Here is a 23,220-nt window from a genome sequence, read left to right as displayed (position 1 = left end):
ACTAGAAATGTAGCCCCGGCGGCTTGTTGCAGGCGTACTTCTCGTCGAGCTTGTCGACGTCATCCGGCGAGACGTGTCGCGCACTCAACTCCTGCGGAGTGAGATGGCGCCACACGTCGACATCGATGCAATGGCTATTCTTGATGCCGAAGGCGCGTTGTGCCGCGCGCATCACTGCACCGATACCCTGGCTCATCGGATCGACCAAATGGATGCCGGGTGCAGAAGGAGTATCGGAGCCGGGCACTCCGTGAACGGAGTGGGCGTGCCGGGCATCGCGCAACCGGTTCTGAAAGCCTCCGTCGCCGGCGGAATCGTCCTCGCTCATGCCCTGGCTTCCCGCGCTGGAGGAGTGTGATTCATCGGGCTGCGCGTCGATCCGTACAGCCTGCCGAACCGCCACCGATTTCGACGACCTTGCCGACCGCGTTGCATGGCCGCGCGCAGCCGGTGCAGTCGGCGGGCGTGGCGATGCCTGGTGCGGCAATGGCCGCGGTAGCCGGAGAAAACGCAGCTTGAGTACGTGCGGATGGTCTTCCACGACCGGCATCGTGCCCCGATGGAAGACGACCGGTCGCAGCAACAGCATCCACAGGCCAAGATGGCAGGCGATCACCACGACCAGGACCGCGACCCGGCCACTCGACTCGCGCATACGGCTGGACTTCCCCGGCTCTTCTCTCACGGTCGAGCCTTCCCCCGGCGCAGGCATGGGGTGGACCGCCCGGGCGCTTGCAAGGTTCCTAGAGATGGATGCGTGGCATGCATCGGCCGAACGGTTGCGGGCGGCCGGCACGCGCTTCGTGATCGAGCCGCCTATCCGCTTCGAGGGCCAGCCGGGCGAGCAGGCCACGATGTTCCTGCTCGACCCCTGCGGCAATGCGCTGGAGTTCAAGGTGTTCGCCGATCGCGCGCAGTTGTTCGCAAAGTAACGCGACGGTTACCGCGGAGGACGGCTCCGGCACGGCCCCGACCCTCGGTTTCGGCGTAGTCTTGAACGCCCATCGTCAGGAGGGTCGAACCATGTTTCGTCGTACCTGCAAGCTGCTCATCCCGCTGCTCGCGGCCCTGCTGCTCCCTGTCGCCGCCAGCGCCGCTCCTGCCAGCGCGCCGGACAGCACCACCGCGGCGCTGCAGCAGGCGGTGAACGGCCACTGGCGCTCCGACGCGAACCGGGCCCGCGACAAATATCGGCATCCGCTCGAGACGCTGCAGTTCTTCGGCATCAAGCCGAACATGACGGTGATCGAACTGGCACCCGGCGGCGGCTGGTACACCGAAATCCTCGCGCCGTTCCTCCACGCGCACGGTCACCTGATCGAAGCGGCGCCACCATCAGCCGCGAAGTTCGCCGCCAAGCTCAAGGCCGACCCGGCGGTGTACGGACACATCGCAAAAGTCATTCCGTTCGCCCCACCGGAGCAGGTGAAGCTGGGCGCTGACCACTCCGCCGACATGGTGCTCACCTTCCGCAACACGCACGACTGGCTCAACCACAGCCCGGCCACGCTTGATGCCGTGTTCAAGGCTGCGTTCAACGTGCTCAAGCTCGGCGGCGTATTTGGCGTCACCGAACACCGCGCCAAACCGTTCGCCGATGGCGTGGAAAGCGCCGGGGCATTGCACCGTCTCCCCGAGGATTACCTGATCGCGCTGGCCCTCAAAACCGGTTTTCGCGTGGCCGGCGTATCGCAGATCAATGCCAACCCGAACGACCCGGAAGACATCAACGTGCACCGCCTGCCGCCGGATCTGTCCGGGCCTGACGGCGAGCACGCGCAGATGAAGGCGATCGGCGAGTCGGATCGGATGACGTTGAAGTTCGTGAAGCCGTGAGGGCCAGCACGGCGGGAATGACGACGATGGATGCAGCAGACCTGCCGAAGCTGGTGACGGTGCGCATGCCCTACGGCAAGTACCAGGGCCGGCTGCTCGCCGACCTGCCCGGCGCGTATCTGGCCTGGTTCGCGCGCAAGGGCTTTCCGAACGGCGAGCTGGGCCGGTTGCTGGCGTTGATGCTGGAGCTCGACCACAACGGCCTGTCCCGGCTGCTGGAGCCGCTGCGCCGACGTACTTCCTGAGCCGCGCTGGCTACACTGCGCGCATGGACAACGCCAGCCTCTTCCGCACCGCCGCCGACGCCCTGGCTGGCGACGGCTGGTGCGTGCTGACCGAGCTGCTGGCGCCGGCACAGACCCATGCGCTGGCCGACGAGTGCACGGCGCTGTACGCGGCGCGGCGGCTGGCGCCGGCGCGGGTCGGTGCGGCGCGCACGGCCACGGAGCTGCGCGGCGACCGCACGCAGTGGTTCGACCCGGCGGCGGCGAGTGCGCCGCAGCGGACGTTCGTCGCGCGCCTCGACGCGCTGCGCCTGGCGCTCAACCGCGAGCTGATGCTGGGCCTGGTGGAAAGCGAGGCGCACTACGCGGTGTACCCGCCGGGGGCGCGCTACGCGCGGCACCTGGATCGCCTGCGCGACAGCGACGCGCGGGTGCTGTCGGCGGTGTTCTACCTCAACCAGGGCTGGCAGGAAGCCGACGGCGGCGCGCTGCGGCTGTACCTGGGCGACGGCACGCATCGCGACATCCTTCCGCACGCCGGCACGCTGCTGCTGTTCCTCTCCGCGCGGTTCGAGCACGAGGTGCTGCCGGCCACGCGCGAGCGCCTGAGCATCGCCTGCTGGATGCGCCAGCGCAGCCCTGACCGGATCGCGTAGGAGCCCGCTGGCGGGCGATGCTGTTAAAGCCGGGATGACCAGACGTTCGTCTGTTGAGAGCCGGGATTCGGAATTCGGGATACGCAAGACCAAAGCATCGCCCGCCAGCGGGCTCCTACGGGTTGGGGGCGACGCCGGGCAGTTCGACTTCAACGAGGGCTTGCCTACGGGCCGGAGGTGGCGCCGAGCAGCTCGATCTCGGCCAGGGCGCGCCGCGCGTCCGTCGTCGCCGCATCGATCCGCAGGCGGTAGTAGGCGTACTCGCCCGGCGCACGCACGGCGAAGGCGCGGGTCTGCTGCGGCCAGGCGAAGCGTTCGTCGTGGCGCGCATCGAGGGTGGACCAGTGCTGCCCGTCGGCGGAGCCCTGCAACTGCCAGCCCGACGGCGCCGTGGCCGTGCTGCCCGCGGTCAGCGTGAGCATGCTCACCCGGCGTGGCAGCCCGAAGTACCAGTCGATCGTGGCGGTGGCGGCGGGCCATGCCACTTCGGTGGCGGAGTCGTTGTCGAACAGCAACGGCAGGCCCGGGACGGCGGGGATGCTGCGGGCCCGGCCCAGCCGCTGCTCGACGAGATCGTGCAGCGGCTGCGGCAGGCCCTCGCCGGTCAGCGACGGCGGCAGCGCGGCCTCGTCGCTGGCCCAGCGCGACGGGCGCGGCCCCATCGCGAACTCCAGCGTGGCGCCCTGCGCCAGCAGCGCGTGCGGCAGGGTCAGCCGGTGCCACCGCCGGCCGTTGACGCGCAGGCCCTGCACGTAGCGGTTGACGTCGCTCACCGCGGGCGCGTCGATCACCAGGTGCCTGCCGTTCTCCAGCGCGATGTCCAGGTGCGGGAAGTACGGCGCGCCGATCACGTATTCCGGCGTGCCCATGCGCAGCGGATAGAAGCCGGCGGCGCTGAACAGGTACCACGCGGACATCTCGCCGTTGTCCTCGTCGCCCGGGTAGCCCTGGCCGATCTCGCTGCCGACGTAGAGGCGACTCAGCACGTCGCGCAGCTTGTCCTGCGTCTTCCACGGCTGGCCCGCGACGTCGTACATGTAGATGATGTGGTGCGAGGGCTGGTTGCTGTGGCCGTACTGGCCCATGCGCACGTCGCGCGCCTCGAGCATCTCGTGGATCGGCTCGCCGTAGCTGCCGACGTGGAACTCGCCCGGCGTGGCGAAGAACGCATCGAGCTTCGCCGCCAGCGCGGCGCGGCCGCCATACAGCGCGGCCAGGCCGGCGCCGTCCTGCGGTGCGTGAAAGGCCATGTTCCAGGCGTCGGTCTCGGTGTAGTCGCCGCCCCAGCGCAGCGGGTCGAAATCCTCGGCGCCGTGGTGCCAGTCGCCGGCACCGTCGCGGCCGACGAAGAAGCCGACGGCGGGGTCGAACAGGTTCGCGTAGCCGAGCGCACGCTGGCGGAAGTACGCCGCATCGTCGGCGTAGTGCGCGGCGTACGGATCGTCGTTCGCCGGCTGCTGCGCCAGCGCGGCGGCGAGGTTGCCGATCGCGAAGTCGTTGATATAGCCGTCCATCGACCAGGACAGCCCCTCGTTCACCCCGGTGTCGGTGTAGCCGTTGAAGATCGCGCGCTGCAGCCCCTTGCGGCCGGTGCCGGCGAGCGGGCTGACCACGGTGGCGTCCTTCAGCGCGGACTGGTAGAACGCGCGCACGTCGAAGTTGCGCACGCCCTTCAGCCACGCGTCGGCGAAGGCCACGTCGGCGCTGGTGCCGACCATCAGGTCGGCATAACCGGGCGACGACCAGCGCGCGATCCAGCCGCCGTCGCGGTACTGCTGCACGAAGCCGTCGATCATCTCGCCGGCTTGCGTCGGCGTGAACAGCACGTAGGCCGGCCACGCGGTGCGGTAGGTGTCCCAGAAGCCGTTGTTGACGTAGGGCTTGCCGTCGACGACGCGCGCGCCGGTCTGCGTGGGCGTGTCCGGGCCGACCGGCGCGGAGAACGGGCTGGCGTAGCGCCAGTGCGGCTGCGCCGCCGTACCGGTGTTCTCGTAGGCGACGTTCGGGTACAGGAACAGCCGGTACAGGTTGGAGTACAGCGTGGTCAGCTCGTCGCGGCTGGCGCCGCGCACCTTGACGATGCCGAGCTGCTTGTCCCACTGCCGCTGCGCGCGCTCGCGCACCTCGTCGAAGCTCTCGTGCGGCGCAATCTCCAGCGCCAGGTTGCGCCGCGCCTGTTCCAGGCTGATCAGCGAGCTGGCGATGCGCAGGTTCACCACTTTCGCCTGCGTGGTGTCGAAGCCGAACCACGCCGCCACGTGGTCGCGGCCTTCGCCGCGCAGCCGGCCGCTCTCGTGCACCGGCTGGTCGACCTCGCCATAGAAGAACAGCCGGGTGGCGCCGGCGGAAAGCCGGCTCTTCACGTCGGACCAGCCGCTGAAGCTGCGCGTCGCCGGGTCCAGCGCGATGCCGCCGCGATCGTCGCGGTTGTCGAACACCAGCTGCGCGCGATCGCCCGCGAAGGTGAAGCGGAACATCGCGGCGTGGTCGGTCGGCGCGAGCTCAGTGACGATGCCGTTGTCAAAGGCCACGCGGTAGGTGTGCGCGTGCGCGTCCTCGTTCGCGTGGCTGAAGCTCAGCGCGCGTGCCGCGCGATTCGCGCTCGGCGCACCGCGGGCGACCGCGGCCGGCATCAGCTGGAAGGTCTGCCGGTCGCCCATCCACGGGCTCGGTTCGTGCGACAGCGCGAACGCTTCCAGCCGCGGGCGGTTGTCGACATCGTTGCGCTGCTGGTACTGGTACATCCAGTCCGAGCCGGCATCGGTCACCGGCGTCCAGAAGTTGAAGCCGTGCGGCACGGCCACCGCGGGAAAGTTGTTGCCGCGCGAGAAGCGGGCGTTGGAGTTGGTGCCGCGGCGGGTGTCGACGAAGTCGCTGGGGCGCCGACGCGTATCGGCGGGCGCGGCGCCGAGGCGCAGGTCGTCCAGATAGCCATCGAAGCTGGCGGCCGGACCATCGTGCATCAGCACGATGCGCTTGATCGTGCGGCCGGCGGCGACCGCGCCCACGTCGATCGACAGGTAGTTCCACTGGTCCGGATACAGCGTGCGGCCCTCGCCCTGTGCGCGCGCCGCGGCGCCGATGCGGTGCTGCTCGCGTGCGCCGCGGGTGGACAGCCGGCTGCCGTCGTCGAACAGCAGGTCCACCGCGACGTAGGTGGAAGGGTTGCGCAGGTCGCCCGCGTTCGACAGCGGGAAGATCAGGTACGACAGCTGCGTATCCGGCCGTACCGGCAGGTCCACCGCATACAGCTCCGCCTGCTGTTGCCCGCCGGCGCTGCCGCGGTAGTGCAGCGAACGCTGCCCGCTGAAGCCGACGCCGGGCTTGGCGGTCAGCGCCGCCGCCTGGCCGGGGCCGCCGGCCACGTCGACGCTGAAGGAGGCGCCCGCCAACGGTGCCGGCGGCGCCGGCTCGCTGTTCTCGAACGAGCGCAGGAAGCCCGTTTCCGTGGCGCCGGCCGCGAGGCACGGCAGCAGGCAGGCCAGCCATAGACCCCGGCGCAGCCAGCCGGCTGCGTGCAAGTTCCCCATCCACCCCGATCCGATCATGCCCCCGCCCCCGGCCTGCCCACGGTGATGGTGCGCGTTCGTCCGTGGGCACCCGCTCTCCAGGCGATCGCGCCGACGTTCAGCCGGCCGGCACGGCCGCGTCCGCCACCGCATTGAAGCGCGTGGCGATGTAGTCGTCGGTGTAGCTGGTCATGCCCCAGCCGCGAATGAAGCCGCAGTGGCCGCCGTACGGCGCGATGTCCAGCTCGACGTTGGCCGGCAGTTCGAGTTTCTCGAAGCCGCTGACCGGGATCACCGGGTCGTCCCTGGCGGTGAGGATGGTGGCGGGAATCTGCATCGCCCGCATGGCGTCGCCGGCCACCGAATAGCCGTCCAGATACTGCTGCAAGGTATTGAAGTCGGTATGCCGCAGCACCAGCGACTCGGTCAGCCCGCGCAGGTGCTGCTTCAGTTCGGACATCTCGAAATACTGGTGCTGCGGGAACGCCTTCTGCTTGGCCAGCAGCGAGTGCCGCCACTTGCGCATGAAGTACGCCTGGTAGAACCACGGCGCGGATTCCTCCAGCGAGAACAGGCCCTCGCCGGGGTCGATGATCGGGCACACCGCCAGCACGTAGCTGAGCGGGATGCCCACGCGCGAGGTCTGCATCGCCGCGCGCAGCGCGAAATTGCCGCCCAGCGAGAAGCCGGCCAGCGCCATCGGCCGCGCGCTCCAGCGCGCGGCGATGTCACCCAGCGCGTGCACCACCTCGTCGAGCCGGCAGGAGTGGAACAGCGCCTCGTTGAGCCCATGGCTGTCGCCGTGGTCGCGGAAGTTCAGCCGGAAGATGTCCCAGCCGTCGGCGAGCAGGCGGCTACCGGTCTGCAGCACGTAGGTGGAGTCGACGCTGCCTTCCCAGCCGTGGAACAGCACGGCCAGGCCGCGCGACTGCGGCCGGGTTTGCTGTGCGGTGTACGCACCGGTGAGGCGCACGCCGCCGCCGCCGTCGACCACTACCGCCTCGGCCCCGCGCAGCACGCTCTTCGCCGCGCGTGGCAGCAACACGCGGCGCACGCCGCTGGAGGACAGCATGGTCTGGATGTGGCCGCTGCTGAGCGGCCAGGGCGGTCGGAAATCCTTTCCGTGCAGCAGGTTCATCCGGGGCGATCTTCCAGCGCGACGGCGATGCGCTCGCGCGACAGCTCGGCCATGCGTCGGCGTGCCTCCGGGGTGGCCGGCACCGGCGCCAGGAAATGCACCTCGGCGTCCAGCGGCGCCTCGCCCAGCATGCGCACGATGTTGTGCAGGAAACTTTCGTGCTCGCGGAAACCGGCATCGAGCACCCGTCGCCCATCGCGGGCAAAACGCAGCGCCACCGGCTGCACCGGCACCGTGGCATCCAGCGCGGCCTGGAAGATGCGCGCATGGAAGATCTTCAGCACACCGTTGTAGCCGGTGCCGCCTTCCGGGAACACCGCCACCGAACGGCCCTCGCGCAGCCGCTCGACCATCGCCTGCATCACCGTGGACAGCGAATGGTTGTTGCCGCGGCGATGGAAGATGGTGCCGCCGTTCCTGGCCAGCCAGCCGATCAGCGGCCAGCCGGCGATCTCCGCCTTGGCCACGAAGCAGGCCGCGCGCTGGCTGTGCAGCATCACGATGTCGATCCACGAGGTGTGGTTGGCCACGAACAGCACCGGGTCGCGCCGCACCTCGCCGAAGCGCACCGAGCGCAGGCCGAAGATGCGCAGCAGACCGAGCGACCACCAGCGGATCATGCGGTGCGCGAACGGCTCGCGGCCGTTGTTCATCACCACGCGCTGGTTCCAGCTGAGGATCAGCGCGCACAGCGCGATGCCCAGCACGATGTGCAGCAGCAGCAGCGGCACCCGCCACAGGTAACGCAGCGGGCGCAGCAGGTCGCGCTCGGGCCCGGTCGTGGTAGTCGTGGTGTCGATACTCATCAGTCGGTTAGTTTAGCGGCAGTTTCGCGCACACGCGGGGCGTCAGCGCTCCAGCTGCGCCAGCGGCAGCGACGGCGAACGCTTCACCGTGCGCAGCACGAAGCTGGAATTGACATCGGCCACCCCCGCCGCGTTCAGCAGATGGTCGAGCAGGAAGCGCGAGAAGTCCTTGAGATCGGCCACGTAGACGTGCAGCAGGTAATCCATGTCGCCGGTCAGCGCGTGGCAGGCGACCACCTCGTCCCAGCCGTTGACGCGCTCCACGAAGCCCTCGATCGCCGCGCTCTCGTGTTTCACCAGCTGCACCCGCACGAACGCCTGCAGGCCCAGCCCCACCGCCTGCGGATCGACCTGCGCGGCATAGCCGGTGATCACCCGGTCCGCCTCCAGCCGCTGCAGCCGGCGCAGGCAGGCCGACGGCGACAGGCTGACCTGCTCGGCCAGTTCGGCGTTGGTGATGCGGCCCTCGCTCTGCAGCACGGCGAGGATGCGCAGGTCGGTGCGATCGAGTGTCGTCATGCGCAATAAACCTCAGATAATGGCTATTTCAAAGCAAGAATAGTGCATTTGTTCCGCAGCGCGATGCAACAAAACAACCCTGCTGCGGCCGAACCGCCGTATGCTGTGGCTTGCCCGATCACACCGGAATCGCACCGATGGACACGCCCCGCAAAGTCGAACACCAGCAGACCGACCGCGGCTACGTGCCGGTGTACGCCACCGGCGTGGTCGAGCAGCCGTGGGCCAGCTACAGCCAGAGTGACCACGAGGTGTGGGACACCTTGTTCAAGCGCCAGCGCGAACTGCTGCCCGGGCGCGCCTGCCGGGAGTTCCTCGCCGGGGTGGAGCGCTTCGGCCTGGGCAACGGTGGCATCCCGAAGTTCGAGGACGTCACCCGGGTACTGCGCCAGGCCACTGGCTGGGAGCTGGTGGCGGTGGAAGGCCTGCTGCCGGACGAGGTGTTCTTCGACCACCTGGCGCATCGCCGCTTCCCGGTCAGCTGGTGGATCAGGAAACCCGAGCAGCTCGACTACCTGAGCGAACCGGACCTGTTCCACGACCTGTTCGGCCATGTGCCGCTCTTGCTCAACCCGGTGTTCGCCGACTACATGCAGGCCTACGGCCGCGGCGGCATGAAGGCGTTCGCGATCGGCCCCGAGGCGCTGATGAACCTGACCCGGCTGTACTGGTACACAGTGGAGTTCGGCCTGATCCACACCGCCGAAGGCATGCGCATCTACGGCGCCGGCATCGTCAGCTCCAAGGGCGAGTCGATCTACTGCCTGGATTCGCCGTCACCGAACCGCATCGGCTTCGGCCTGGAACGCGTGATGAGCACGCGCTACCGCATCGACACCTACCAGCAGACCTACTTCGTGATCGACAGCTTCGAGCAGCTGTTCGAGGCGACCCGGCCGGACTTCACGCCGATCTACGCCAAGCTGCGCGAGCGGCCGGCGCACGCTGCCGGCGACGTGCTGGACGGCGACCGCGTGTTCACCCGCGGCGACCGCGTGGGCTGGGCGGCCAACGCGGATACCTGAGCCGGCGGATCGGCGCAGCGTCGCGTCCAGCCAGGGTTTCACCAGCTCGATCCACCGTGCATAACCCTGGCGGTTCATGTGCAGGCCGTCGGCGATGAACCACCGCGACTGCGGCTGGCCGTCCTTGCCCAGCATGGGCGTAAAGACGTCCAGGTAGGCAACACCCGACTGGGTCGCTGCATAGGTTCGCACCAGCGCATTCGCCTCGCGGATCTTCGGCAACAGCGCCTTGCGCGCCACGCTGGGCTTGATCGCGATGAAGGCGATCGGCACGCCGGGATCGACCGCGCGCGCCTTGCGCACGAAGGCAGCGAAATCGTCGCGCACGTGCGCCGGGCTGTCGCCGTCCTGCAGGTCGTTGTCGCCGGCGTAGATCACGATCGCGCGCGGGTGGTACGGCGCCACGATGCGGTCGGCGAAGAAAGTGGCGTCGTCGATCTCCGAGCCGCCGAAGCCGCGGTTGATCGTGCGCACGCCGGGAAAATCCGCCGCCAGCGAGGTCCACAGGCGGATCGACGAGCTGCCGATGAACAGCACCGCGCCGGCCGGCGGCGGATGCATGCGATCGCCGGCCTGGAACGCGGCGATCTCCGCGTTCCACTGCGCGTGATCGTTCTCGCGGTTGTCGCGTGCCATCGCCAGCAATGGCCACAGCAGCAGGAACAGCAGCAGGTTGCGCAGGGTCTTCATCGGCTCGCCTCCCCGGGTGTGCCCGCAGCCTGGCGCGGCCGCGCCAGTTCCGAAACCGCCAGCACCTGCGCGATGCGCGTGCCGTCCCAGCGGTAGACCAGGTGCTGCGCCTGCACGCACGGCGCCACCACGTCAGGCTGGAATGCAGCCAGGCATTCGCCGCCCGGATCGCGCACACTGTCGTAGACGATGCCGTTGGAACCCTGCTCGCGCAGCTCGCGGGCAAGCTTGATGCTGGCCGTATAGACGCCCGGATCGTGCTCGGCCTTCCAGCCGCCGCGGAGGTCGTGCAGGCGGCTGTCGACATGGGTGCGGTAGCAGCGCATCTGGATGTCGCAGGCCGGCTCGGCGGTGGCGGCAAGGAAGCGCTCGCGGTGGTACACGGTTTCCTCGACCGCGGTGGCGACGCTGTGCCCGGCGTAGAACACGCCCCAGCTGCCGTCGGAGAAGCGGCTGCCTTCCGGATTGAGATGGGTGAACGCGGCCATCACCGGGGTGGAGCCCGGCCCGCTGAGGCGATGCTCCTTCGGCACCAGCTTCAACGCGCCGGCTTCCTCGCGCAGGCGCGGGTTGGTCAGCGCCTCGATCGCGAACAGCGCGTCGAGATCGGCCGGATCGGCGATGCGGTCATACACCCCGACTGGCGGGAAGCGGCTGGGCACGATGCGGTAGGCCTGGTTCCAGCGGATGCGTTTGACGGGTGGAAGTTCGGTTGGCATCGCGGCTCCATGATGTGCTCGCGCCCCGCATGGCAGGGAAGAGCTGAGCGTGTGGCATTTCCGTCGCGCTCGTCGCGACCGCGCTCACGACATGCGTCAGCCGCGCTGCGCATCCAGATACTGGCGTACCACGTACAGGTCGGCGACGTTGCCGGACAGCATGCGCTCCAGCGCGGAATGGCCACCGAACAGCGGCGCTGCGTTCGGCTTGTGCAGCCAGGCATCGGCCTGGGCCGGGTCGGGGAACAGGATCTGCAGCGACTTCCAGATGCCGAGCAGGTAGCTGATCCGCTCCAGCGTGTCGCGCCCCAGTGCACCGCCCTGCTGGCGCTTCCACTTGTAGAAGGTCGATTCCGGCGGGTCGCCGAGCAGTTTGCGCTGGTCGGCGATGCGCAGCTTCCAGTGTTCGGCCAGCTTGAAGAACGCGCGCAGCGCCGGCTCGGCGAGCGTGTCCGGCGGCGTGTAGCGGGGTGCGGCTTCGGCGATGCGGGTCGAATGAGCAGCCATGGTGCCTACTCTCCCTGTGAAGTTATTGAAGATATTACTTCACGAGCACAGTAAAAACCAGCCAACCACCAGCTGGCCTCAATGTCCCGAAGCTCCCTTCGTCTTCGCGCAGTCGCACGCGTAGTCCGGCTCCGGACCGCCCTCGGCGATGAAGCGGTCGATGCGCTGCTCCAGCACCGGCAGCGGTACCGAACCGAGCGCGAGCACGGTGTCGTGGAAGTGGCGGATGTCGAACTTTCCGCCCAGCGCCTGTTCCGCCTTCGCGCACAGCTCGCGGATCTTCAGGTAGCCCAGTTCGTACGACAGCGCCTGGCCCGGCCAGCTGATGTAGCGGTCCACCTCGTTGGCGATCTCCCGTGCGGACAGCGCGGTGTTGCCGGTCAGGTAGTCGATCGCCTGCTGGCGCGTCCAGCCGAGGTGATGGATGCCGGTATCGACCACCAGCCGGCAGGCGCGCCACATCTGGTAGGTGAGGTAGCCGAAGCGCTCGTACGGCGTGTGGTAGATGCCCATCTCGTTGCCGAGGTATTCCGAGTACAGGCCCCAGCCCTCGCCGTAGGCGGAGATGTAGCTGTTGCGGCGGAACGCGGGCTGCTCGTGCTGTTCGTCGGCCAGCTCCAGCTGCAGCGCGTGGCCGGGGTAGCTCTCGTGCAGGGTCAGCGCCGGCACGTTGAACAGCGGCCGCGACTTCAGGTCGTAGGTGTTGACCAGGTAGGCATCGGCGCCGCCGCGGCCGGAGGTGTAGTACGGCGCGATGTCGGCCGGCACCGGCTTGATGGTGAAGTGCGCGCGCGGCAGGTGGCCGAAGTAGCGCGACATCTGGCCGTCCACCTGCTTGGCCACCCAGGCGCTGCGCATCAGCAGTTCGTCTGGCGTCTTCGCGTAGAACTGCGGGTCCGTGCGCAGGAACGTGAGGAACTCGGCGAAGCTGCCCTTGAAGCCGGTGTCCTGCATCACCTGCAGCATCTGCGCGTGGATCTTCGCCACTTGGTCGAGGCCGATCTGGTGGATCTCGTCGGGCCCCAGGTCGAGCGTGGTGTACTCGCGGATCTGCTGGCGATAGAACGCCTTGCCGTCGGGCAACGCCTCGGCCGCCAGTGTGGTGCGCGCCTGCGGCACGTATTCATTGCGGAAGAAGGCCAGCAGCTTCGCGTAGGCGGGGATCACCTCGTCGCGGATCTGCCGCAGCGCCTGGCCCTGCAGCGCCTGCGCACGATCGGCCGGGATCGAGGCCGGCAGTTGCCGGAAGGGTTCGTAGAAGCTGCTGCGGGTCGGGTCTTTCAGCTCGGCCACCGCGGCGATCGAGGCGTCACGCCCGCCCAGCACCGCACGCGGCACGCTGAAGCCGCGCCTGAGGCCGGCGCGCATGTTCGCGATCTGCTGGTCGAAGTAGGCCGGGACCTGGCCGAGCCGGTCGAGGTAGCGCTGGTAGTCGGCGGCCGTGCGCAGGCGGTCGCCACCCAGCACGTAACCGAGATCGGACCAGAACGCGGAGTCGCTGTTGAACGGCATCTGCCAGGCCTGGAACTTCTGCCCGGCGACGAAGTTGCCGATCTGCTCGCGATAGATCGCGTAGTTGACCTGATTGGCCGGCGATAGCCGCGTCACGTCGACGCCGTCGAGCCGCTTCAGCACACCCTGCCAATACGCCAGCCGCCGCTGCTGGCTGGCGGCATCGACCTGGTCGAGCCGGCCGCTGTTCAGCTGCGGCTCGCCGGCGGTGCTGATGCCGGCCTGGCCGGTGCGCCAGGCCCACTCGGCACGGTAGATGTCCTTGAAGCGTGCATCGGCGCTGGCGCTGGCGGCGGCGGGCGGCGGCGTGGCGGCCGCCTGCAGCGGCGCGGCGCTGCAGGTCAGCGCGAGCGCGGCCAGCCGCGCGATCATCAGGGGCTTGTTCACACGGATTCCTTGCAGCGGGACGGCGTCAACGTGCATCACGCGACGTGATGCGAACGCCTATCCTCGCCTTCCTGCCGCGGCATGGCAACGTGGGGCCAGCCGCACCGCTCAGCCGAGATCGAGCTTGCCCACGCCGACCGCGCGCAGGTAGGCGGCCAGGTCGCGTTCCCCGGTCTCGACGAAGACCTCGCCGCTGGGCACGCAAGTACCGATGCGGTCCGGGCGGAAATTGCGGAAGTCGCCGCGCAGCCGGCACCACGCGCCCAGCGTCCACTTGCCGCCCCAGAACGACAGGCACAGCGGCTCGACCTCGCGCGTGCTGGGCTTGCCGCCCTCGTCGCGATACTCCAGCCGCAGCACCTGGCTGCCGACGATGGCCGCGTGCAGGCGGTCGATCAGCGCGGCGAAATCCTCGCGGTACTGGTCGCGCCACACCGGCGCGAAGATCCGCGTGCGCGCGGCGCGCTCGCGCAATTCCGGCGGCAGCACCGCCTCGATCTTCAGCAAGGCGGACTGCGCGCTCTCGGCCAGCCGGGTGCCGGCGAACGCGCGCACGAAGCGCGAGCCGACCACCAGGGCTTCGAGCTCGTTCGCGGTGAACATCAGCGGCGGGATGTCCGAGCCCTTGCGCAGCACGTAGCCGACGCCGGCCTCCCCCTCGATCGGCACGCCGGACAGCTGCAGGTCGGCGACGTCGCGGTACACCGTGCGCAGCGACACGCCCAGGGTCTGCGCCAGCGAGCGCGCCTGCAACGCGGTACGCCGGCCGCGCAGGGCATGGATGATGAGGAACAGGCGATCGGCTCGACGCATCCGTACATCATCGCCGAGGCACCTGCGGGCGAACAGCGCCGAACGTCACGCCGGACGCGATACATCGCGTCACCCGGCCCGGGCGGCCAGCAGTTCGGCATCCTTGGCCGCGGCGCGCTGCATCGCCGGGCGCGCCAGCACGCGATCGATATAGGCGCGGATCACCGGCAGCTCGGGCACCAGCTTGAACAGGGTGGTCCAGTTCAGCGCGGTGCCCCACAGCACGTCAGCGGCGCTGAAGCTGTCGCCGAGCAGGTACGGGCCTTGTTCGAGCTGGCCGACCAGCGTCTGCAGCATGGTGTCGTAGTCGCCGTAACCGCAGGTCGATGGCGCCGCCGGTTCGCGCTGCATCGACTTGTCGGTCACCGCCGGCTCGAAGCACGAGCCGTAGAACACCAGCCAGCGCAGGTACGGCCCGCGCAGCGGGTCGCCCAGCAGTGGCGCCAGTTTCGCCGCGGGGTAGAGATCGGCCAGGTAGATGAATACCGCCGGCTGCTCGGTGACCAGTGCGCCATCGTGACGGATCGCCGGCACCTTGCCCATCGGGTTGATCGCCAGATACTGCGACCGGCGCTGTTCGCCGGCCTTCAGGTCGAGCAGCTGCAGCTCGTAGTCGGCACCGAGTTCCTCGAGCAGGGCACGGGTGCCGGCGGAGCGGCTCTGCAGCGCATGAAAGAAGGTGATGCGGGGTGTCGTGTCCATGCTGGGTGCTCCTGCCCGATGGGGTGATGTCAGTGCTGCGGAAACGGGCCGCCGCCGGCTCGTCGCGGTCCATGTCGATCGCGCCGGGGCAGGGCCGCTGCCGGCGAGGCCAGCGGCGAGTCGAAGAACGCCTTGCGACGGACGGGATCATGCTTTGCCGCGCGGGTGCCAGACGATGTGGGTCAGTGCAGCCAGCAGGGTGCGCCGGCGCGCGCGCGGCGCGGCGGCGTCGGTCGGCGCCGGCTTGGGCAGCTTGTACTGCCCGTCCAGCAGCAGGCCATTCAGATAGAGCGGGCGGTAGGCCATCAGCACGGTTTTCAGTAGCGGCTTCATGGTGGGCTCCTCAGGCCGTCGCCACGGCTTCGCCGACGCACCACGGCGGCAGCTCGGCGTGCTTGAACAGGCGGTACCAGTGTTCGCGGTCGCTCGGGCTGTACAGGTCCAGCGTGCGGATCACCTCGCGCGCGAACTCCACGCTGCCGAGGTGGCTGGCGCTGATCACGCCGCCGTCGCTGACCGCCAGCACGCCGGCATCGTACTGCTCCGCGCCGGCGTAGGCCGGGACGTGGCTGTCGATGTGCCCGGCCCAGTTGCCGGTGTGCCGGCAGTGGTCGAGCAGGCCGCTGCGGGCCAGCGCCAGCACGCCGCTGTCGATGGCGGCCACCGGCGCCCCGGCGGTGTACAGCCGGCGGATCGCCGCCACCGCCGCGGCACCCTCGCCACGCTGCCACAGGTGGCCGCCGGGCACGATCAGCAACGCCGCCCGCTTGAGATCGAGCTGATCCAGCGACAGCTCGGGCTGCACGCGAAGGCCGCCCATCGAGACCACCGGCGCCGTCGAGAAGCCCACCGCCTGCACCTGCCAGTCGCCGGGCCGGCGGATCTCGCACAGGGCCAGCGCGGCCTGCCAGTCGGCAAAGCCGTCGAACACCAGGAAATAAACCGCGTCGCGCATGTCGTGTCCCTCCGCTATGGAGGTACAGCTTGCCCACCCCTTGCTGCCAACGTGATGTCAGCAGCCGGGCTGGATGCGGGCACGCGGGCTGCCGGGCTGGCACCGTTCAGCCGGAGCCGGGACAATGGCGCTTCCTCTTGCCACGGACCCGACATGAAACCCGTCTCGCTGATCCAGTTCCTGATCGAGGAACGCCGCGCCGGCCACATCAACGCCGAACTCTCGCTGCTGATCGAAGTGGTCGCGCGCGCCTGCAAGCGCATCGGCGTGGCCACCGGCAAGGGCGCGCTGGGCGGCGTGCTGGGCATGGCCGGCAACGGCGACGCGCTGAGCATGAACGTCCAGGGCGAAGCGCAGAAGAAGCTGGACGTGATCTCCAACGAGATCCTGCTGGAGGCGAACGCCTGGGGCGGCCACCTCGCCGCCTGCGCCTCGGAGGAGATGGAAGACCCGCAGCAGATCCCGGACGGCTACCCGAAGGGCCAGCACCTGCTGCTGTTCGACCCGCTGGACGGCTCCTCGAACATCGACGTCAACATCTCGGTCGGCACGATCTTCTCGGTGCTGCGCTGCCCGGACGGCGTGACCGAGCCGAAGGCCGAGCACTTCCTGCAGCCGGGCACCGCCCAGCTCGCCGCCGGCTACGTGGTGTACGGCCCGTCCACCGTGCTGGTGCTCACCTTCGGCCACGGCACCCACGAGTTCACGCTGGACCGCGAGGTGGGCAGTTTCATCCTCAGCCGCCGCGGCATCCGCATTCCGGCCGAGACCGCCGAGTTCGCCATCAACATGTCCAACCAGCGCCACTGGCAGGCGCCGATGCAGCGCTACGTCGGCGAGCTGCTGGCCGGCAAGGAAGGCCCGCGCGGCAAGGACTTCAACATGCGCTGGGTCGCCTCGATGGTGGCCGACGTGCACCGCATCGTGACCCGCGGCGGCGTGTTCTATTACCCGCTGGACGCCAAGATCGAAAAGCAGGGCGGCAAGCTGCGCCTGATGTACGAGGCCAACCCGATGGCCTTCATCGTCGAGCAGGCCGGCGGTGCCGCCACCACCGGGCGTCAGCGCATCATGGAGCTGCAGCCGACCGGTCTTCACCAGCGCGTGCCGGTGTTCCTCGGTTCGAAGCAGGAGGTCGAACTGGCCACGCACTACCACCGGGAAGCCGACGGCGTCGTGGGCTGATTGACTCCCTTCGGTCACCAGCCTCCCGCTGCATGCAGCGGGAGGAGCGGATCAAAAACCTCCGACACCGACACCCATGCCTCTCCGCCGCCTGCTGCCACTGCTCGCCACGCTCCTGCTGGGCGCCTGCACGCATGCCACCAAACCCGTGCCGCCGCCGGCGGCGCCGCCACCGGTGAAGCTGAAGATCGGCCTCGCCCTTGGCGGCGGTGCGGCCAAGGGCTTCGCGCACATCGGCGTGATCAAGATGCTGGAGGCCAGCGGCATCCACCCGGACGTGGTCGCCGGCACCAGCGCCGGCAGCGTGGTCGGCGCGCTGTACGCCAGCGGCATGGATGCGTTCGCGCTGCAGCAGACCGCGTTCGGCCTGGACGAAGCGAAGATCCGCGACGTGCGGCTGTTTTCCGGCGGCTTGGTGCAGGGCCAGGCACTGCAGGACTACGTCAACCAGCTGCTGCACAAGCAGCCGATCGAGCAGCTGAAGCGGCCCTTCGCCGCGGTCGCCACCGAGCTGGAAACCGGCACGCGCACGGTGTTCGTGCGCGGCAATACCGGCCGCGCGGTGCGCGCGTCGTCCAGCATTCCCGGCGTGTTCGAGCCGGTCGAGATCCACGGCAAGCACTATGTCGACGGCGGCGTGGTCAGCCCGATCCCGGTCGACGCGGCGCGCCAGCTCGGCGCCGACTTCGTGATCGCGGTGGACATCTCCGCCATGCCCGACGGCAGCAACCCGCAGGACATGATGGGCATCGTCGGCCAGTCCATCACCATCATGGGCCGGCAATTGGCTGCACAGGAAAGTGCGCGCGCCGACGTGGTGATCCGTCCCGACCTACGCGGCATCGGCCCGACCGATTTCGAGCAGAAGAACCAGGCCATCCTCGAGGGCGAGAAAGCCGCGTTGGCGGCGATCCCGGCGATCCGCACCAAGCTGGCCGCGATGGTCGCGGCGCACCAGGCCGCCGCGGCCAACGTCGCCCCCTGAGCCACGCCGGCCGTGCCGTCCTGCACTTGGCGCCGGTGACCACCGGGTTGTAGCGTGGGGACTTCCCGCGCCGGAACCCTCCCATGCTGAAACGCTCGCGCCTGATCCTCCCGCTGTCGCTGCTGACTGTGGCACTGGCACCGCATGCCTTCGCCGCCACGCCCACGGTCGATCCGCGCATCGAACAGGTGCTGACCGAGCTGGGCAAGGCGCAGTCGATCCAGGCGGTGGCGCTGTCGCCGGACGGCAAACAGCTGGCGTGGGTGATCCGGCGCGACGACAAGCCGGCGATCGAGGTCGCCGACGCCGACGGCCGCCATGCGCACCGCGTCAGCGCCGCCACTACGCCGGGCAGCTGTGCCGAATCCGGCATCGCCTGGGCGCCCGATTCGCGCCGCCTCGCCTTCATTGCCAATTGCCACGTCGATCTGACCAGCACCAAGGCGATGCAGAACGCCATCTATCTCGCCGACACGCGCGGCGGCGGCACGCCGGCGCGGCTGGCCGCACTGCAAGGCTACGTGCGTTCGCTGCAATGGACTGCCGACGGCAAGTCGCTCGGCTTCCTCTACGTACCCGGCGCCACCCGCCACGCCAGCGCGGTGGCCGCCGCCAAGCCGGCCGCCGGCGAGATCGGCGTGAGCGGGCTGGAAGTGCAGCGCGTGGCCAGCGTCGACGTGGCCAACGGCACGCTGCGCGAACTGACCCCGGCCACGCTGTACGCCTACGAATTCGACTGGTCGCCGGACGGCTCGCGCATCGCCTACACCGCCGCGCCGCCGCCGGGCGACAACAACTGGTGGATCGCGAAGCTTTACGTGCAGAGCGCGCAGGCGGGCGCCGACGCCCGCGTGCTGGTCGACCCGGCCGGCACCGCCAGCGCTTCGCTGCACGGCCTGCAGATCGCGCTGCCGCGCTGGTCGCCGGAAGCCGCGCGGATCGCCTTCATCGGCGGCCTGATGAGCGACCAGGGCGCCACCGGTGGCGACATCTATGCGGTGCCGGCCGGCGGTGGTGCGCCGGTCGATCTCACGCCGGGCATCCGCGTCACGCCGTCGTGGCTGCGCTGGAGCGGGCCGCACTCGCTGCTGGTCAGCCAGGTCAGCAACGGCCAGAGCCAGCTGGCGGACTACGCCGTCACCGGCGACCGCGCGCAGCAGCAAGGCGTGCACTTCACGGTGCCGGCCAGCATCGGCGACGGCAGCGCGTCGATGGCGATGTCGCTCTCCGCCGACCTCAGGCACGTGGCCTTCGTGCAGAGCTCGTACACGGCCGCCAGCGAGGTGCATGTCGGCGCGCTGGGTCACGCGCCGCCGCCGGCAGTGACCGCGTTCAACGCCGCGCTGAAACCGGCCTGGGGCAAGGCCGAATCGGTGGAGTGGAACAACGAGGGCTTCCACGTGCAGGGCTGGCTGCTGTACCCGGCCAACTACGACGCGAAGAAGCGCTACCCGATGATCGTGGTGGTGCATGGCGGCCCGTCCAGCGCGGTGATCCCGCGCTGGCCCGGCGTCGGTTACGGCGGCGCGCCGCTGGCGGCCCTGGGCTACTTCGTGTTCATGCCGAACCCGCGCGGCAGCTTCGGCCAGGGCGAGCAGTACGTGCAGGCGAACCGCAAGGATTTCGGCTACGGCGACCTGCGCGACATCCTCGCCGGCGTCGACGCGGTGGAGAAGAAGCTGCCGGTGGACGACCAGCGGCTCGGCCTCACCGGCTGGAGCTACGGCGGCTTCATGAGCATGTTCGCGCCCACGCAGACCCAGCGCTTCCGCGCCGTGGTGGCCGGCGCCGGCACCGCCAACTGGCAGAGCTACTACGGCCAGAACCTGATCGACCAGTGGATGCCGCCGTTCTTCGGCGCCAGCGTCTACGACGACCCGGCGGTGTACGCGAAGAGCTCGGCGATCAACTTCGTCAAGCAGGTGAAGACGCCGATGCTGATCGTGGTCGGCGATCGCGACGCCGAATGCCCGGCGCCGCAATCGTTCGAGATGTGGCACGCGCTGCGCGCGCAGAACGTGCCGACCTCGCTGGTGGTCTACCCGAACGAAGGCCACCACTTCGTCGACCCCACGCACCAGCGCGACGTGCTGCAGCGGGCGCTGGCGTGGTTCGGACAATACCTGCCGGCCACTCACTAGCCGATCCACGGCGCAAGCATGGCCAACGCGACCGGCGGCTTTTCATGCCGGACGCGTCCGGATTGCGGCAGCCGCCGCAAATCATGCTTGACAAGCACCTAAGTGTATTGCTGTACTGATACACATGGATGCATCACTGCTCAACATACAACCCGCCGCCAGCGAGCCTATCTACCGGCAGATCGCGGAACAGCTGCGCCGGCTGATCGCCGGCGGCCAGCTGGTGCCGGGAGAGCTTCTGCCATCGGTACGCGAGGTGGCCGCATTCCACGCGATCAATCCGATGACCGTGTCGCGTGCCTATGGCATTGCCGAAAGCGAGGGCCTGCTTGAACGCCTGCGCGGCAAAGGCATGACGGTGGCCGCCACGCGCCTCGCCAACCGGACCGAACACCAGCGCCTCGCCCTGCTCGAATCGCAACTGCAGGCACTGGCGCGTCACGTCCGTGAACTCGAACTGCCCGCCGAGCCGGTGCTGCGGCGACTGACCAGACTGCTGGGAGAGTGAGATGAACGCCATACTGCGCGAAACGGAATCCGCCATCGCCCCACTCGCCGTGCGTGGCCTTGTCCATCACTACGACGGCTGCAACGCGCTCGACGGCGTCGAGCTGGTCCTGGAACCGGGCAGCGTGCTCGGCCTGGTCGGCCGCAACGGCGCCGGCAAGTCCACGTTGATCCGCGTCATGCTCGGCCTGCTCGAGCCGCGTGCCGGCGAGGTGCGCGTGTTCGGTGAGCCGGCACTGACGCTGTCCGACGCCGCCAAGGCGCGTATCGCCTACGTGCCCCAGCAGCCGGAGGCGCTGGCCTGGCTCAGCGCGCGTCAGATGCTCGATTTTGTCGGCCGCTTCTACCCGCGCTGGGACAAGGTGTTCGCGAAGCATATGCTGGAGCGCTGGCAGATCCCGGAAAACAAGCTGCTGGCCAAACTGTCGCCGGGCGAGCGCCAGCGAGTGGACCTGATCCGCGCACTCGCCTCGCAGCCGGAGCTGCTGGTGTTGGACGAGCCGGCCGCGGCGCTCGACCCAGTGGCGCGCCGCGAGCTGTTGCGCGAGGTGGCGCTGCGCGCCGGCGACGCGGGCACCACCGTGCTGTTCTCCACCCACATCGTGTCGGACCTGGAACGCGCCGCCTCAGAGGTGGCGTTCTTGCACCAGGGCAGGCTGCTGTTCCGCTGCAGCGTGGACGACACCAAGGAACGCTATGCGCGACTGTGGCTGCCGGCGCGGATGAGCGCGGCCGCACCCGTGCAAAGCCTCAGCCGACACCGCCACGACGACGGCAGCCTTAGCTTGGTCGTCGAACGCGACTCCCGCGGCGGCTGGCCGGAAGCCGCCGAGCTGGCCGGCGCGCGCATCGACGCGTTGGGCCTGGAAGACCTGTTCGTGGAGGTCGCCGAATGAATCTCTCGCAGCTGTTGCAGATACCCTGGTACTCGGCGCACCGCCCGCTGCGCTGGATGACTGTTCTGGTGTTCGCGCTGTGCAGTGCAGGCGCGCTCGCGCTCGGCCTGCTCGCCGGTCGGCCGGATGCCTGGCGGGGCGCGGCGATGCTGTATGGCATCGGCCTGTTCTTCGTGTGGGCGTTCTTCCTGCCGCTCAGCCTGCTGCTGGCGATCGACGCCCGGCGGCTACGCGTGCCGGGGGTGCAGCGCCCGATCTTCGCCAGCCTGTGCTTGTACGGCGCGCTGGGTCTCGGCTTGCCGCTGGCCGTGCTGGCACGGGCCGGGCAACCCCTGCTGCCCGCCACCGCGTTGCTGGCCCTGCTCGGCACCGGCGGAATGCTGTTCGCGCTGATGCCGCGCTATCTCGCCATCGTGATCGGGCTAACGCCCTCGCTGCTCAGCGGGCTGTGGCGCCATTTCGACCTGCCCGGCTTCACCGATCCACGCACGGTCGAGGTGATGCTGCTGCTGATCCCGGTGCTATTGCTGTGCTGTGCCTGGCGCTGGCGACAGCTGCTGCGCGTGAGCAACGGCCAGGCGAGCGGCTGGAACTCGCCGATGGTGCTGCAGTTCCGCAACGGCAGCTGGGGTCTCTGGAGCCAGGTCGGCGAGCAGCGCTTGCTGTGCCAGCGGCCGGGCTGGCTGCAGCCGGCCGTCGATCTGGATGATGTTGGCCCGACGCAGCCGCACCGCGCACTGCGGGTTGCGCTGGGCGGCTGGTACCTGCCGCTGACCCTGAGCAGCCACCTCCGGCAGCTGGCGCTGCTGCTTGGCATTGTCGCGGTGCCCGTACTGTCGATTCTGCTGCTGGATTATCTCGGCCCGCACGATCGCAACAATACGGATCTACTGAAGGGTAGCCTGGTCGGCGGCCTCGGCACGCTCGGCGTGATAGCCGGGCCGATGATCAGCGCGCTGAGTCTGCTGTGGCTGAGCAAGCGCTGGCAGCGGGTGAACGGCGAACTGCCCCTGCTGGCACTGCTGCCCGGGCTGGGCGGGCACGCCCACGTCCGCTGGCAATTGCTGCGCGCCGCGCTCGGCCTGCCGCTGCTGATGCACGCGCTGGTACTGCTGCTGGTCGGCGTAGCCATGCTGTGCTGGCACGGCCATGTGGCGATGCTGTCGTTCCTATTGTTGGCGCAGCTGGGCACGACCACGATCACCGTGGCCGCCATGCTCAACCTGTTCGGCGGCCGCGCGCTGCCGATCTGGGGCGCCGGCCTGCTGCTGATGATCGCGATCGCGCTGACCCTGCTCAGCATGCTGCTGCCCGTGCTGGCCTTGGGTCGCCACCCGTTGCATGGCGCGGCCTCGACACTGCCGCCGCTGGTGCTGAGCTGGCTGCTGTTCGGCGCGGCAATGGTCTGGCTTGGTCGACGCGGCTGGCGTGGCATGCAGCGACTGCCGCATCCGTTCCTGGCGCAGCCCTGAGCCGAAGCCGCGGAGGGATGTCCATCCGCGGCCACC

Annotated in this window: 23 protein-coding genes and 1 pseudogene; 11 read left to right on the top strand and 13 right to left on the bottom strand. The window is 69.2% G+C overall.

Annotated features, from left to right (window positions below; genetic code table 11):
- Nucleotide 1: 1 nt before the first annotated feature.
- Nucleotides 2–655: a hypothetical protein gene (locus R2APBS1_RS20365; protein ID WP_167540068.1), complete on the bottom strand. Its 654-nt coding sequence runs from the start codon at nucleotides 653–655 to the stop codon at nucleotides 2–4.
- A 94-nt stretch (nucleotides 656–749) separates the two neighbouring features.
- On the opposite strand from R2APBS1_RS20365, the gene R2APBS1_RS00210 reads away from it, so the two are divergent.
- The 4 genes from R2APBS1_RS00210 (at nucleotide 750) to R2APBS1_RS00195 (ending at nucleotide 2,716) form a co-directional block, all read left to right on the top strand.
- On the top strand, nucleotides 750–932 hold the full coding sequence (locus tag R2APBS1_RS00210) for a glyoxalase (RefSeq protein WP_231378327.1): 183 nt from the start codon (nucleotides 750–752) through the stop codon (nucleotides 930–932).
- Nucleotides 933–1,023: 91 nt separating this feature from the next.
- On the top strand, nucleotides 1,024–1,836 hold the full coding sequence (locus R2APBS1_RS00205) for a class I SAM-dependent methyltransferase (RefSeq protein WP_015446371.1): 813 nt from the start codon (nucleotides 1,024–1,026) through the stop codon (nucleotides 1,834–1,836).
- 26 nt (nucleotides 1,837–1,862) lie between these two features.
- A complete protein-coding gene (locus R2APBS1_RS00200) occupies nucleotides 1,863–2,081 on the top strand; it encodes a DUF3820 family protein (protein ID WP_015446370.1) in 219 nt (72 codons plus the stop codon).
- A gap of 23 nt (nucleotides 2,082–2,104) precedes the next feature.
- Entirely contained in the window at nucleotides 2,105–2,716 is a 612-nt protein-coding gene (locus R2APBS1_RS00195) for a 2OG-Fe(II) oxygenase (protein WP_015446369.1), read from the top strand.
- Between the two features lie 164 nt (nucleotides 2,717–2,880).
- Here R2APBS1_RS00195 and R2APBS1_RS00190 read toward each other — a convergent pair whose 3' ends face one another.
- The 4 genes from R2APBS1_RS00190 to R2APBS1_RS00175 all read right to left on the bottom strand — a co-directional run bounded on the left by R2APBS1_RS00190 (nucleotide 2,881) and on the right by R2APBS1_RS00175 (nucleotide 8,688).
- On the bottom strand, nucleotides 2,881–6,246 hold the full coding sequence (locus R2APBS1_RS00190; protein WP_015446368.1) for a GH92 family glycosyl hydrolase: 3,366 nt from the start codon (nucleotides 6,244–6,246) through the stop codon (nucleotides 2,881–2,883).
- A 97-nt stretch (nucleotides 6,247–6,343) separates the two neighbouring features.
- Nucleotides 6,344–7,363, bottom strand: coding sequence for a YheT family hydrolase (locus tag R2APBS1_RS00185; protein ID WP_007510107.1), 1,020 nt, complete (start codon nucleotides 7,361–7,363; stop codon nucleotides 6,344–6,346).
- Complete coding sequence (locus tag R2APBS1_RS00180) at nucleotides 7,360–8,169, bottom strand: lysophospholipid acyltransferase family protein (protein WP_015446367.1); 810 nt, start codon at nucleotides 8,167–8,169, stop codon at nucleotides 7,360–7,362. Before R2APBS1_RS00180 ends, R2APBS1_RS00185 begins: the two co-directional genes overlap by 4 nt.
- Nucleotides 8,170–8,211: 42 nt before the next feature.
- Entirely contained in the window at nucleotides 8,212–8,688 is a 477-nt protein-coding gene (locus R2APBS1_RS00175; RefSeq protein WP_015446366.1) for an Lrp/AsnC family transcriptional regulator, read from the bottom strand.
- A 137-nt stretch (nucleotides 8,689–8,825) separates the two neighbouring features.
- Between R2APBS1_RS00175 and phhA the strand changes: the two genes are divergently transcribed.
- Complete coding sequence (gene phhA / locus R2APBS1_RS00170; RefSeq protein WP_015446365.1) at nucleotides 8,826–9,713, top strand: phenylalanine 4-monooxygenase; 888 nt, start codon at nucleotides 8,826–8,828, stop codon at nucleotides 9,711–9,713.
- A gap of 102 nt (nucleotides 9,714–9,815) precedes the next feature.
- Here the strand turns inward: phhA and R2APBS1_RS19440 are convergent.
- The 8 genes and pseudogenes from R2APBS1_RS19440 to R2APBS1_RS00135 all read right to left on the bottom strand — a co-directional run.
- Nucleotides 9,816–10,274 (bottom strand): annotated as a pseudogene (locus R2APBS1_RS19440) (GDSL-type esterase/lipase family protein); the annotation flags it as partial.
- A 125-nt stretch (nucleotides 10,275–10,399) separates the two neighbouring features.
- Nucleotides 10,400–11,122 carry an RES family NAD+ phosphorylase gene (locus tag R2APBS1_RS00165; protein ID WP_015446363.1) on the bottom strand — a complete coding sequence of 241 codons (723 nt, stop codon included), beginning with the start codon at nucleotides 11,120–11,122 and terminating at the stop codon, nucleotides 10,400–10,402.
- A gap of 96 nt (nucleotides 11,123–11,218) precedes the next feature.
- Entirely contained in the window at nucleotides 11,219–11,629 is a 411-nt protein-coding gene (locus R2APBS1_RS00160) for an MbcA/ParS/Xre antitoxin family protein (protein WP_015446362.1), read from the bottom strand.
- A gap of 78 nt (nucleotides 11,630–11,707) precedes the next feature.
- Nucleotides 11,708–13,528 (bottom strand): DUF885 domain-containing protein, encoded by a 1,821-nt coding sequence (locus R2APBS1_RS00155; RefSeq protein WP_041676634.1) that lies wholly within the window; start codon nucleotides 13,526–13,528, stop codon nucleotides 11,708–11,710.
- A 108-nt stretch (nucleotides 13,529–13,636) separates the two neighbouring features.
- Nucleotides 13,637–14,341, bottom strand: a complete 705-nt coding sequence (locus tag R2APBS1_RS00150) for a helix-turn-helix transcriptional regulator (protein ID WP_015446360.1) — start codon at nucleotides 14,339–14,341, stop codon at nucleotides 13,637–13,639.
- 69 nt (nucleotides 14,342–14,410) lie between these two features.
- Nucleotides 14,411–15,043: a glutathione S-transferase family protein gene (locus R2APBS1_RS00145; protein WP_015446359.1), complete on the bottom strand. Its 633-nt coding sequence runs from the start codon at nucleotides 15,041–15,043 to the stop codon at nucleotides 14,411–14,413.
- Nucleotides 15,044–15,190: 147 nt separating this feature from the next.
- Entirely contained in the window at nucleotides 15,191–15,376 is a 186-nt protein-coding gene (locus tag R2APBS1_RS00140) for a hypothetical protein (protein ID WP_007510087.1), read from the bottom strand.
- A 10-nt stretch (nucleotides 15,377–15,386) separates the two neighbouring features.
- Nucleotides 15,387–15,998 (bottom strand): DJ-1/PfpI family protein, encoded by a 612-nt coding sequence (locus tag R2APBS1_RS00135; protein ID WP_015446358.1) that lies wholly within the window; start codon nucleotides 15,996–15,998, stop codon nucleotides 15,387–15,389.
- A 153-nt stretch (nucleotides 15,999–16,151) separates the two neighbouring features.
- On the opposite strand from R2APBS1_RS00135, the gene R2APBS1_RS00130 reads away from it, so the two are divergent.
- The 6 genes from R2APBS1_RS00130 (at nucleotide 16,152) to R2APBS1_RS00105 (ending at nucleotide 23,184) form a co-directional block, all read left to right on the top strand.
- Nucleotides 16,152–17,183 (top strand): class 1 fructose-bisphosphatase, encoded by a 1,032-nt coding sequence (locus R2APBS1_RS00130; protein ID WP_015446357.1) that lies wholly within the window; start codon nucleotides 16,152–16,154, stop codon nucleotides 17,181–17,183.
- A gap of 76 nt (nucleotides 17,184–17,259) precedes the next feature.
- Entirely contained in the window at nucleotides 17,260–18,168 is a 909-nt protein-coding gene (locus tag R2APBS1_RS00125) for a patatin-like phospholipase family protein (RefSeq protein ID WP_015446356.1), read from the top strand.
- A gap of 83 nt (nucleotides 18,169–18,251) precedes the next feature.
- Nucleotides 18,252–20,309 (top strand): alpha/beta hydrolase family protein, encoded by a 2,058-nt coding sequence (locus tag R2APBS1_RS00120; RefSeq protein ID WP_015446355.1) that lies wholly within the window; start codon nucleotides 18,252–18,254, stop codon nucleotides 20,307–20,309.
- Nucleotides 20,310–20,433: 124 nt separating this feature from the next.
- On the top strand, nucleotides 20,434–20,817 hold the full coding sequence (locus R2APBS1_RS00115) for a GntR family transcriptional regulator (protein ID WP_015446354.1): 384 nt from the start codon (nucleotides 20,434–20,436) through the stop codon (nucleotides 20,815–20,817).
- A gap of 1 nt (nucleotide 20,818) precedes the next feature.
- Nucleotides 20,819–21,712: an ABC transporter ATP-binding protein gene (locus tag R2APBS1_RS00110; protein WP_015446353.1), complete on the top strand. Its 894-nt coding sequence runs from the start codon at nucleotides 20,819–20,821 to the stop codon at nucleotides 21,710–21,712.
- Nucleotides 21,709–23,184 (top strand): hypothetical protein, encoded by a 1,476-nt coding sequence (locus R2APBS1_RS00105; protein ID WP_015446352.1) that lies wholly within the window; start codon nucleotides 21,709–21,711, stop codon nucleotides 23,182–23,184. The genes R2APBS1_RS00110 and R2APBS1_RS00105 overlap by 4 nt, the downstream gene beginning before the upstream one ends.
- Nucleotides 23,185–23,220 lie beyond the last annotated feature (36 nt).

The organism is Rhodanobacter denitrificans (genome assembly GCF_000230695.2).
In the GTDB taxonomy this organism is placed as follows: domain Bacteria; phylum Pseudomonadota; class Gammaproteobacteria; order Xanthomonadales; family Rhodanobacteraceae; genus Rhodanobacter; species Rhodanobacter denitrificans.
This window is presented reverse-complemented; position numbering and strand designations above follow the sequence as displayed.

Excerpts from the sequence above, each read along its gene's own strand:
- R2APBS1_RS00105 (WP_015446352.1), top strand. The coding sequence starts at position 21,709 with ATGAATCTCTCGCAGCTGTTGCAGATACCCTGGTACTCGGCGCACCGC.
- R2APBS1_RS00160 (WP_015446362.1), bottom strand. The coding sequence starts at position 11,629 with ATGGCTGCTCATTCGACCCGCATCGCCGAAGCCGCACCCCGCTACACG.
- R2APBS1_RS00180 (WP_015446367.1), bottom strand. The coding sequence starts at position 8,169 with ATGAGTATCGACACCACGACTACCACGACCGGGCCCGAGCGCGACCTG.
- R2APBS1_RS20365 (WP_167540068.1), bottom strand. The coding sequence starts at position 655 with ATGCGCGAGTCGAGTGGCCGGGTCGCGGTCCTGGTCGTGGTGATCGCC.
- R2APBS1_RS00125 (WP_015446356.1), top strand. The coding sequence starts at position 17,260 with ATGCCTCTCCGCCGCCTGCTGCCACTGCTCGCCACGCTCCTGCTGGGC.
- R2APBS1_RS00185 (WP_007510107.1), bottom strand. The coding sequence starts at position 7,363 with ATGAACCTGCTGCACGGAAAGGATTTCCGACCGCCCTGGCCGCTCAGC.
- R2APBS1_RS00115 (WP_015446354.1), top strand. The coding sequence starts at position 20,434 with ATGGATGCATCACTGCTCAACATACAACCCGCCGCCAGCGAGCCTATC.
- R2APBS1_RS00130 (WP_015446357.1), top strand. The coding sequence starts at position 16,152 with ATGAAACCCGTCTCGCTGATCCAGTTCCTGATCGAGGAACGCCGCGCC.
- R2APBS1_RS00195 (WP_015446369.1), top strand. The coding sequence starts at position 2,105 with ATGGACAACGCCAGCCTCTTCCGCACCGCCGCCGACGCCCTGGCTGGC.
- R2APBS1_RS00150 (WP_015446360.1), bottom strand. The coding sequence starts at position 14,341 with ATGCGTCGAGCCGATCGCCTGTTCCTCATCATCCATGCCCTGCGCGGC.
- R2APBS1_RS00110 (WP_015446353.1), top strand. The coding sequence starts at position 20,819 with ATGAACGCCATACTGCGCGAAACGGAATCCGCCATCGCCCCACTCGCC.
- R2APBS1_RS00205 (WP_015446371.1), top strand. The coding sequence starts at position 1,024 with ATGTTTCGTCGTACCTGCAAGCTGCTCATCCCGCTGCTCGCGGCCCTG.
- R2APBS1_RS00210 (WP_231378327.1), top strand. The coding sequence starts at position 750 with ATGGATGCGTGGCATGCATCGGCCGAACGGTTGCGGGCGGCCGGCACG.
- R2APBS1_RS00190 (WP_015446368.1), bottom strand. The coding sequence starts at position 6,246 with ATGGGGAACTTGCACGCAGCCGGCTGGCTGCGCCGGGGTCTATGGCTG.
- R2APBS1_RS00140 (WP_007510087.1), bottom strand. The coding sequence starts at position 15,376 with ATGAAGCCGCTACTGAAAACCGTGCTGATGGCCTACCGCCCGCTCTAT.
- phhA (WP_015446365.1), top strand. The coding sequence starts at position 8,826 with ATGGACACGCCCCGCAAAGTCGAACACCAGCAGACCGACCGCGGCTAC.
- R2APBS1_RS00120 (WP_015446355.1), top strand. The coding sequence starts at position 18,252 with ATGCTGAAACGCTCGCGCCTGATCCTCCCGCTGTCGCTGCTGACTGTG.
- R2APBS1_RS00175 (WP_015446366.1), bottom strand. The coding sequence starts at position 8,688 with ATGACGACACTCGATCGCACCGACCTGCGCATCCTCGCCGTGCTGCAG.
- R2APBS1_RS00165 (WP_015446363.1), bottom strand. The coding sequence starts at position 11,122 with ATGCCAACCGAACTTCCACCCGTCAAACGCATCCGCTGGAACCAGGCC.
- R2APBS1_RS00145 (WP_015446359.1), bottom strand. The coding sequence starts at position 15,043 with ATGGACACGACACCCCGCATCACCTTCTTTCATGCGCTGCAGAGCCGC.
- R2APBS1_RS00200 (WP_015446370.1), top strand. The coding sequence starts at position 1,863 with ATGGATGCAGCAGACCTGCCGAAGCTGGTGACGGTGCGCATGCCCTAC.
- R2APBS1_RS00135 (WP_015446358.1), bottom strand. The coding sequence starts at position 15,998 with ATGCGCGACGCGGTTTATTTCCTGGTGTTCGACGGCTTTGCCGACTGG.